The 8,936-nt window shown below is 67.3% G+C and carries 8 protein-coding genes; 6 read left to right on the top strand and 2 right to left on the bottom strand.

Annotated elements, in window-relative coordinates:
• The first annotated feature begins 30 nt into the window (after positions 1–30).
• From HZR14_RS12590 to HZR14_RS12570, 5 genes are all read left to right on the top strand, one after another.
• Positions 31–816 (top strand): TSUP family transporter, encoded by a 786-nt coding sequence (locus HZR14_RS12590; RefSeq protein WP_181693222.1) that lies wholly within the window; start codon positions 31–33, stop codon positions 814–816.
• Between the two features lie 115 nt (positions 817–931).
• A complete protein-coding gene (gene thiC / locus HZR14_RS12585; RefSeq protein ID WP_181693221.1) occupies positions 932–2,380 on the top strand; it encodes a phosphomethylpyrimidine synthase ThiC in 1,449 nt (482 codons plus the stop codon).
• 57 nt (positions 2,381–2,437) lie between these two features.
• Positions 2,438–3,697 carry an MFS transporter gene (locus HZR14_RS12580; protein WP_370464986.1) on the top strand — a complete coding sequence of 420 codons (1,260 nt, stop codon included), beginning with the start codon at positions 2,438–2,440 and terminating at the stop codon, positions 3,695–3,697.
• A 169-nt stretch (positions 3,698–3,866) separates the two neighbouring features.
• The gene (locus HZR14_RS12575) at positions 3,867–6,113 is read left to right on the top strand and encodes an NADP-dependent malic enzyme (RefSeq protein WP_181693220.1); all 2,247 of its coding nucleotides are present in this window, start codon (positions 3,867–3,869) and stop codon (positions 6,111–6,113) included.
• A gap of 86 nt (positions 6,114–6,199) precedes the next feature.
• Positions 6,200–7,075: a DUF6517 family protein gene (locus tag HZR14_RS12570; protein ID WP_181693219.1), complete on the top strand. Its 876-nt coding sequence runs from the start codon at positions 6,200–6,202 to the stop codon at positions 7,073–7,075.
• A 39-nt stretch (positions 7,076–7,114) separates the two neighbouring features.
• Here HZR14_RS12570 and HZR14_RS12565 read toward each other — a convergent pair whose 3' ends face one another.
• On the bottom strand, positions 7,115–7,666 hold the full coding sequence (locus tag HZR14_RS12565; RefSeq protein ID WP_181693218.1) for a PAS domain-containing protein: 552 nt from the start codon (positions 7,664–7,666) through the stop codon (positions 7,115–7,117).
• A gap of 103 nt (positions 7,667–7,769) precedes the next feature.
• On the opposite strand from HZR14_RS12565, the gene HZR14_RS12560 reads away from it, so the two are divergent.
• The gene (locus HZR14_RS12560) at positions 7,770–8,153 is read left to right on the top strand and encodes a hypothetical protein (RefSeq protein WP_181693217.1); all 384 of its coding nucleotides are present in this window, start codon (positions 7,770–7,772) and stop codon (positions 8,151–8,153) included.
• Between the two features lie 39 nt (positions 8,154–8,192).
• On the opposite strand, the gene HZR14_RS12555 is transcribed toward HZR14_RS12560, so the two are convergent.
• Entirely contained in the window at positions 8,193–8,876 is a 684-nt protein-coding gene (locus tag HZR14_RS12555) for a haloacid dehalogenase type II (RefSeq protein WP_181693216.1), read from the bottom strand.
• Positions 8,877–8,936 lie beyond the last annotated feature (60 nt).

Below are 8,936 nucleotides of genomic sequence, written 5' to 3'. Positions count from 1 at the left end.
TTTTATATACGAGATCGACCTATACCCGGTGTGTCAGTTTCGCTCACACCGGAGGTTGCTGTCCTCATCGTCGCGGTCGTCACGGTATCGGGGGCGGTGAACGGTGTCGCAGGCTTCGGGTTCGCCGTCGTCGGGACGATGGCGCTCGCGTCGGTGTTTGACCCCGCCGTCGCGGTCGTGTTCATGATCGTTCCGATCCTCGCGGTGAACGTCTCGTTGCTCTCGGAGCTCTCCGCTGCGGACCTGCGGGACTGCGGGCGGCGGTTTACGCCGCTCGTGCTCGCGGCGATCGTCGGTACCATCGTCGGGATGGCCGCCCTCGACCGGCTGCCGGAGGCACCGCTTCGGATCGGCCTCGGGATCGTCTCGCTGTCGTTCGTGGTGTCGGCCCAGCGGCTCGTCGCCCTCCCCGGCATCGAACGGGCCAAGGAGGGCTGTTTCGTCGAGACGCCGGCCGCGATGGCCGCCGTCGGGGCGGCGTCGGGGCTGCTCTTCGGCGCGACGAACGTCGGGGTCCAACTCGTCGCGTACGTCCGAAGCTGTGATCTCCGACACGGTCTCTTCGTCGGCGTCATCGCGCTGGTGTTCGTCGGGATCAACGGGCTCCGGGTCGGGGCCGCGGCGGCGCTCGGGCTCTACCCCGACGTGCCCGTCGCCGTCGGGTCGGTGCTGGCGGCCCTGCCCGCGCTCGTCGGCGTCGGCGTCGGGAAGCGCCTCCGCGGTCGGATCGGAGAGCACGCCAGACGAGCGATCGTACTGGGGCTTTTGAGCGTGATCGGTATTCGGCTGCTCGCGGGCGGCTTCGGTGTCTTTTGATGTAGATCCGCCGTCGTTCACGGAGCCGGTTTGTCGTCGTTCACGGAGCCGGTTCGCCGTCGTCCGTGAGGCCGAAAACCAAGAATTATAACCAAGTAATACAACCTATGTATCGATGACACGGACCCAGCTTCAGTGTGCCGGTGACGGCGACGTGACGCCGGCGATGGAACGGATCGCCGACCGCGAGAATCGCGACTCGGAATTCGTCCGAAAACAGGTCGCCGAGGGGCAGGCGGTCATCCCGAACAACCACGCCCACGAGTCGCTCGATCCGATGATTATCGGCCGCGAGTTCGCCACGAAAGTCAACGCCAACATCGGCAACAGCGAGGAGACGAGCGACATCGAGGGGGAACTCGAGAAGCTCCATACAGCCGTCCACTACGGTGCGGACACGGTGATGGACCTCTCGACGGGATCGGATATCGATGCGATCCGCGGGGCGAACGTCACCCACTCGCCGGTTCCCGTCGGTACCGTCCCGATCTACGAGGCGGTCAAACGTGCCGACGGGCCGGCCGATATCACCCACGATCTGCTCTTCGACGTCATCGAGAAACACGCCGAACAGGGGGTCGACTACATGACGATCCACGCCGGAGTGTTGATGGAGCACCTGCCGCTGACCGACGAACGAAAGACGGGGATCGTCTCACGCGGGGGCTCGATCCTGGCCCAGTGGATCGAGGAGAACGGCATGCAGAATCCGCTCTACACCGGGTTCGAGGAGATCTGTGAGTTGTTCGCCGAGCACGACGTCACGTTCTCGCTGGGCGATGGGCTCCGCCCAGGCTGTCTGGCCGACGCGGGCGACGAGGCGCAGTTCGCCGAACTCGACACGCTCGGGGAACTCACGCAAACGGCGTGGAACCACGGGGTGCAGGTCATGGTCGAGGGCCCCGGACACGTCCCGATGGATCAGGTGGCGGACAACGTCGAACGCCAGCAGGCGGTCTGTGATGGCGCTCCGTTCTACGTACTCGGACCGCTCGTCACTGACGTCGCCCCCGGCTACGACCACATCACGAGCGCGATCGGTGCTGCCGAGGCCGGGCGGGCAGGCGCTGCGATGTTGTGTTACGTCACGCCGAAAGAACACCTCGGCCTTCCGGAACGGGAGGACGTACGGGACGGGCTGGCGGCCTATCGGATCGCCGCCCACGCGGCCGATGTCGCGGGCGGATTGCCCGGTGCCCGCGATTGGGACGACGCGCTTTCGGAGGCGCGTTACGAGTTCGACTGGCGTCGCCAGTTCGACCTCGCCTTGGATCCCGACCGTGCCCGATCGTACCACGATCAGACGCTCCCGGGGGACAACTACAAGGAGGCGCGGTTCTGTTCGATGTGTGGCGTGGAGTTCTGTTCGATGCGAATCGACCAGGACGCCCGTGACGCCGACGGCCGGATGTCGGGGATCGACGACGAGACCGACCTCGACACCTCCGCAGCCGCCGAAGTGAACCTCCCACCGGTCGGCACCCACGATGCCGGCGGCGTCCCCGAGGAAATCGAGATCGACGGCGTCACTTTTACGCCGGAGTCATCACACGCCGGCGAATAAACCGCCGCGTCCACCCGAAACCGAACCCCATAACACGGTCACCGAAGTAGCGCGACTGTGAAGCGAAACGACCGCTCGATCGTCAGCTTCGCGATGGTCGGACACGCGATGGTCCACGTCTACGAGATGTCGATCCCGATCCTCATGACGGTCTGGCTGCTCGAGTTCTCGACGACGGCCGCGCTGTTGGGAACGGTCGTCTCGGTCGGGTACGGCCTCTTCGGCGTCGGCGCGCTCCCCGGCGGCGTACTCGTCGACCGGTACGGCTCCCGGACGCTCGTCGTCGGCTGTCTCGCGGGCATGGGGCTGTCGTTTCTCCTCTTGAGCGTCGCCCCGGGTGTCGGTGGTCTCACGGCGGCGTTGGCGCTTTGGGGCCTCAGCGCGAGCGTCTATCACCCCGCCGGTTTGACGCTCATAAGCAACGGCGTCGTCGAGCGCGGGCGGGGCTTTGCCTACCACGGGATGGCCGGCAACGCCGGGATCGCGGGCGGCCCGTTGGCGACGGCGCTGCTGTTGTTGGCGTTCGAGTGGCAGACGGTGGCCGTCGCCCTCGCCGTCCCGGCGCTTCTCGCGGCGGTCGTCGGACTCCGGATCGGCTTCGATCCGACGGCGGCGATCGAGGAGGCCGACGGCGGAACGGGAGCGGACGGGAGCCGGGGCGGCGGCCCCGAGTCGCTCGTCGGCTTTCTCACGGAGAGCCGGAGGCTCTTCACCGCGGGCTTCGCGTTGGTGTTCGTCATTGTCTCGCTGAACGGGCTGTATTACCGCGGGGTGTTGACGTTCCTGCCCGATCTGCTCGGGGACTTCCTGACCGCGGCCGTCGGCGACGTCCAGCCGGGGATCGTCGCCCCCGACAGCCCGGTGGCCGAGGAGTTCGACCTCGCGGGCTATCTGTACGCCGGCTTGCTCACCGTCGGGATCGGCGGGCAGTACCTCGGCGGGCGGCTCACGGAGCGGATCGAACCCGATCGGGGGCTGATCGTGATGGCGTCGACGCTCGCGGTCATCGCGGTCGGCTTCGTGCCCGCGGCCCGTCTCGGGTTGGGGGGCCTGCTCGCGGCGAGCGTCGTCCTCGGCTTTACGCTGTTCGCGATGCAGCCGCTCACGCAGGCGACGATCGCGAAGTACTCGATGCCCGGCTCACGGGGGCTCTCGTTCGGCTACACCTATCTCGCGATCTTCGGAATCGGCGCGCTCGGGGCCGCGATCTCGGGGGCCGTTCTCACGTACGCATCGGTATCCGTCATGTTCGTCGTCCTCGCCGCCTTCGCCGCGGCCGCCGGAGGGCTGGCCGCCGTGTTGGTGACGAGGCCCTAACCCGGACGGCGCGATTCGCGCACACCCACAAAATAAGACAACACGAATCACGGTAAGACAACATAAGACAACACGAATCACGGTAAGACAACACGAATCACGGTAAGACAACACGAATCACGGCCATGAGATACCACCACTCATTAGGCTCCGCGCTCGCAGTTTCGACATGGGACTGGAAGAGGACTCATTAGAGTATCACCGAGTCGACCCGCCGGGAAAGATCGAGATCTCGACGACGAAGCCGACGAACACCCAGCGGGATCTCTCCTTGGCGTACTCACCCGGCGTGGCCGCCCCCTGCAACGAAATCGCCGCGGACACCGAACAGGCCTACACCTACACCACGAAAGGCAACATGGTCGGAGTGGTCTCCAACGGCAGCGCCGTCCTGGGACTGGGCGACATCGGGGCCCAGGCCTCGAAACCGGTCATGGAGGGCAAAGGCGTCCTCTTCAAACGCTTCGCCGACATCGACGTCTTCGACATCGAACTCGACGAGGACGATCCGGCGGAGTTCGCGGAGTCGGTCGCCCGGATGGAGCCGACGTTCGGCGGGATCAACCTGGAGGACATCGCCAGCCCCGACTGTTTCGAGATCGAGTCCTATCTCCGTGCGGAGATGGACATTCCCGTCTTCCACGACGACCAACACGGCACCGCGATCATCTCCGGGGCCGCGCTGCTCAACGCCGCCGAGATCGCCGGCAAACCCCTCGAAGACCTCGAGGTCGTCTTCGCCGGGGCGGGCGCGGCCGCGACCGCGACCGCACACTTCTATGACTCGCTCGGCGTCGCCCCCGACAACGTCACCATGTGTGACGTCGACGGGATCATCACCGAGGACCGGATGGCGGCGGGCGACCCACACACCTATATCGAGGCGTTCGCGAGTTCGGGGTCGGGCGGTGATCTGGCGGACGCGATGGCGGGTGCGGACGTATTCGTCGGGCTGTCGGTGGGTGGCATCGTCTCCGAGGCGATGGTGCGTTCGATGGCCGACGATCCGATCGTTTTTGCGATGGCGAACCCGGACCCGGAGATCCGGTACGAGGCGGCCAAGGGCGCCCGCGAGGACACGGTGATCATGGCGACGGGACGGTCGGATTACCCCAATCAGGTCAACAACGTCCTTGGGTTCCCCTTCATCTTCCGCGGCGCGTTGGACGTCAGAGCGACCGAGATCAACGAGGCGATGAAAGTCGCCGCCGCCGAGGCGCTGGCGGACCTCGCCAAACAGGACGTCCCCGATGCCGTCGTCAAAGCCTACGGCGACCAGCCCCTGCAGTTCGGCCCCGAGTACATCATCCCAAAGCCCCTCGACCCGCGCATCCTCTTCGAGGTGTCGGGGGCGGTCGCGGAGGCGGCCGTCGAAAGCGGCGTCGCACGCGAGGCCCTCGACCGCGATACGTACCGGGAGGAACTGGAGGCGCGGTTGGGGAAATCGAGGGAGATGATGCGGGTGGTATTGAACAAGGCCAAAAGCGATCCCAAACGCCTCGTCCTCGCCGAGGGCGACGACCCCAAGATGATCCGGGCGGCCCACCAACTCGTCGAGGCGGGGATCGCCGAACCGATCCTCATCGGCGACAAGCGCTCGATCTGGGAGCAATCCGCCGACCTCGGTCTCGATTTCGAACCGGAGATCGTCGACCCGGTGGCCGACGAACTCTCGCCGTACGCCGACCGGCTTTATGAACTCCGCAAGCGCAAGGGCGTCACCCGGCGGGAGGCGGAGGGGCTGGTCCACGACGGCAACCACCTCGCGAGCGTGATGGTCGAGATGGGCGACGCCGACGCCATGTTGACCGGGTTGACCAACCACTATCCGACGGCGTTGCGGCCGCCGCTTTCGGTCGTCGGGACCGCCGAGGACGCCGACTACGCGGCGGGGGTATACATGCTGACGTTCAAAAACCGGGTCGTCTTCGTCGCCGACGCGACGGTCAACCAGGCCCCGGACGAGGACGTCCTAGAGGAGGTCGCCCGGCACACCGCCGAGTTGGCTCGCCAGTTCAACGTCGAGCCCCGCGTCGCGATGCTGTCGTACTCCGATTTCGGCACGGTCGACAACGAGGGGACCCGCAAGCCGCGGGAGGCGGCCCGACGGCTGCGTGAGGACCCCGACGTCGGCTTCCCCGTCGACGGCGAGATGCAGGCCGACACCGCCGTCGTCGAGGAGATGCTGACCGGCGATTACCCCTTCGCGGATCTGGGTGGCCCGGCGAACGTGTTGGTGTTTCCGAACCTGGAGGCCGGCAACATCGCGTACAAGCTACTACGGCGGCTCGGCGGCGCCGAAGCCATCGGCCCGATGCTCGTCGGCATGGACAAACCCGTCCACGTCCTCCAGCGCGGCGACGAGGTCAAAGACATCGTCAACCTCGCCGGCGTCGCCGTCGTCGACGCCCAATAGCGTCGCCGTCGCGGGAGGATTGATAGGTCCGCAACCACAACACTCCGCATGACCGGGGCGCTCGGACGTGGACGGAGGCTACGGGGATGACGCGCGAACCGGGCGGTACCGACGGATCGGAGACTCCGAACGGATCGGAGACTCCAAACGGATCGGAGGGCCCGAACGGATCGGAGACTCCGAACGGATCGGAGACTCCAAACGGATCGGAGGGCCCGAACGGATCGGAGACTCCAAACGGATCGGAGGGCCCGAACGGATCGGAGACTCCAAACGCATCGGAGGGCTACCCCTCCGTTCCCCACGAGCGGCTTCTCGCCGGCGGCTGGCGGTTACGGTCGACGAGCGAGGAGACGGTCTTTCGGATGCCCGCGGTGGCCGTGGTCGGGTCCACGCTGTTTTATGACGACGTACGGCTGTACGAGGCCATCGAAGCGGGCGGGGCGGGCGGGGCGGGCGGGGCGGAGGGACCACCCCCACGGTCCGACGGTGACGGCGGCCTCATCGCCGTCGAGGAGGAGGACACCTGGCGGTTCTTTTTCGCGACGCGGCTGTCGTTTCGCCCCCCGTTAGCGCCGGGGATCGGCCCGGCGTCGCTGCGTCCGACGGTCGCAAGCCGGGCGAGGCGGACCTTCGCCGAGGACCTCGAATCACGGGGCTTCGAAGGCGTCGAAAGCGGCCGGAAACAGCGGCTCCGAACCGAGTCCGGCGACCGGGCCCGGCTCCGGAAGTTCACGGCAGACCTCCCGTTGACGGGGGGGACGGCGCTCCCCGACTGCATCGACGTCGAGGGCTGGCTTGCGGTCTGGGCGGCCGACGGCTCCTTTCGGATCGCCGGCGGCGCGTATCCGGTCACGGGGCTCGAGGCCCTCCTCGGATCGGGGCCGGAGTCCGACGCCCCGCCCGCGGAGCCGGGGGCGTTCCGCGAGGAGTTACTCGGCCTGATCCGGTCGGTTTGTTGAGGATCACCCCGCGGGGTGCCGATCGACCAGGGGCGTCGATCAGCACCGCCTCCCGACGGCTTCTTGCATACCGACCCAGTTCGCGATCGCCCCCGATGGCCCCTCGAACGGGAGGAGCGAAACGCGGTTTCGGAACGCGGAACCGTCCCGGCGATAGTTCAGCAGTTCGACGGTCACGGGCTCCCAGATCCCGATCGCTTCGGCGAGGTCGGCCACGGGCTCGGGCCGCGTCGCCGGCCCCTGGAGCAGCCGGAGGTTCTCGCCGCGAACCGTCGCGAGGGAGTAGCCGGTCAGCGCCCGAAACGTCCGGTTGACGTAGATCGTCGGCGTGTCCTGAAACGCCGGCCCGGCGAGCGCGAGCCCGAACGGCGCGTCGGCGAGTACCCACAGCCGCCAGACGAGGTCCCGTTCTACCGCGCTCAGCGTCTCGAACGCCGGGACGTCCTCGGGACCTTCGAACGCCTCCGGCGCGCTCGCTTGCTCGATCCGATCGGCGGCGCGGGCGCCGACAGCGGAAAGCTCGGCGACGCGGGTCGGGAACGCCGCCGCGTCGATCCGGAGACTCTCGGCGATCGCGTCTCTCTGTGACATGCGTGTGTTTATCACCGGAGCTACCTGGATCCGGCGAAATCACCCGTTTCGATCGACCGGGACACGGCGATACGTTGAAACGCTCCCCGCGTCTATCGTGAGCATGCCACGAATCCTCCTGGCCGCCCTCGGTGCGGGTATGACGCTGTTTCCGGATCGGATCCTGGCGGCGTACGAGCGGGTCGCCTTCGAGAACCCCGACGACGCGGACGCGAAGTCGTGGCTTCCCGCGGCGATCCGGGCCGAAGGCGCGCTGTACGTCCTGTTGTGTGTGCTCGGCGGGGCGGCCTACGGGTGGTTCGTCCGTCTCGTCGGGGGCGTCGGCGCTGTCGTCGCCGTCTTCCCGCGGCGGTATCTCGGCTGGGGCGGCCGTCTCGCCTACGAACGGCCCGACGACCTCCGGTGGCGTGCGGGGTTCGTGGCCGCCGTTCGGGGTCTCGGGGTTCTGCTCACGTTGTTCGCGGTTCGGGCCCTCCGACGGGAATGAACCGCGAGACGCGGGGGACGAACCGCGAGACGCGGGCGATCAGACACCGAGCGCGTCGGCGAACTCGTGGAAGCTCCCGACGGTCAGATCCGGCTCGGGGCCGTAGGTCCCCCACGGCTCGCCGGTCCGGTCGAGGCGGACGCCCTGCATCCCGGCGTGCATCGATCCCTGGATGTCGAAGCTCGGGCCGGCGACGTGCGCGATCGACTCGATCGGCGTGCCCGTCCGGGCGGCGGCGTGGCGGTAGATCTCGGCGTCGGGCTTGAACGTCTCGACCTCGTGGGCGCTCACCGTGTCCTCGATCAGGCCGCCGATGTCGGCGTGGGCGACCATCGAGTCGAGCATCTCGGGGTTGCCGTTCGAGACGACGTAGACGGGGTAGCCGCCGTCGACCAGCCGCCCGATCCCGTCCGTGACGTCGTCGAAGACCTCGAGTTCGTGGTACACCGAGAGGATCCGCTCGACCACGTCGTCGGCGAGGTCGACGTCGTGGGCCGCGAGCGCATAGCGGAGCGCGTCCCGGTTCATGTCGTAGAAGGGCTGATAGCCGTCGACGAAGTTGCCGATCATCGTGTACTCGATGGACTTGGTCCGCCAAACGTCGGAGATCGAGTCGGTCGCTTCGACGTGGTCGTCGAGGGCGTCGACCGCCGCGGAGGGATCGACGAGCGTTCCGTAGGAATCGACGGTGACCGTCTCGACCGCGTCGGGATTGAACGGCATACCCGGACGGTGTCGGGCTGGCAGTAAAAACGTACCGTGGGCGTGTATCGGAGGGCGGGG

This window comes from Natronomonas salinimetallica, from assembly GCF_013839515.1.
Classification (GTDB): Archaea; Halobacteriota; Halobacteria; order Halobacteriales; family Haloarculaceae; genus Natronomonas.
The sequence above is the reverse complement of the archived record's forward strand: the minus strand, read 5'-3'. Positions and strand labels throughout refer to the sequence as shown.

Excerpts from the sequence above, each read along its gene's own strand:
- thiC (WP_181693221.1), top strand. The coding sequence starts at position 932 with ATGACACGGACCCAGCTTCAGTGTGCCGGTGACGGCGACGTGACGCCG.
- HZR14_RS12575 (WP_181693220.1), top strand. The coding sequence starts at position 3,867 with ATGGGACTGGAAGAGGACTCATTAGAGTATCACCGAGTCGACCCGCCG.
- HZR14_RS12570 (WP_181693219.1), top strand. The coding sequence starts at position 6,200 with ATGACGCGCGAACCGGGCGGTACCGACGGATCGGAGACTCCGAACGGA.
- HZR14_RS12565 (WP_181693218.1), bottom strand. The coding sequence starts at position 7,666 with ATGTCACAGAGAGACGCGATCGCCGAGAGTCTCCGGATCGACGCGGCG.
- HZR14_RS12560 (WP_181693217.1), top strand. The coding sequence starts at position 7,770 with ATGCCACGAATCCTCCTGGCCGCCCTCGGTGCGGGTATGACGCTGTTT.
- HZR14_RS12555 (WP_181693216.1), bottom strand. The coding sequence starts at position 8,876 with ATGCCGTTCAATCCCGACGCGGTCGAGACGGTCACCGTCGATTCCTAC.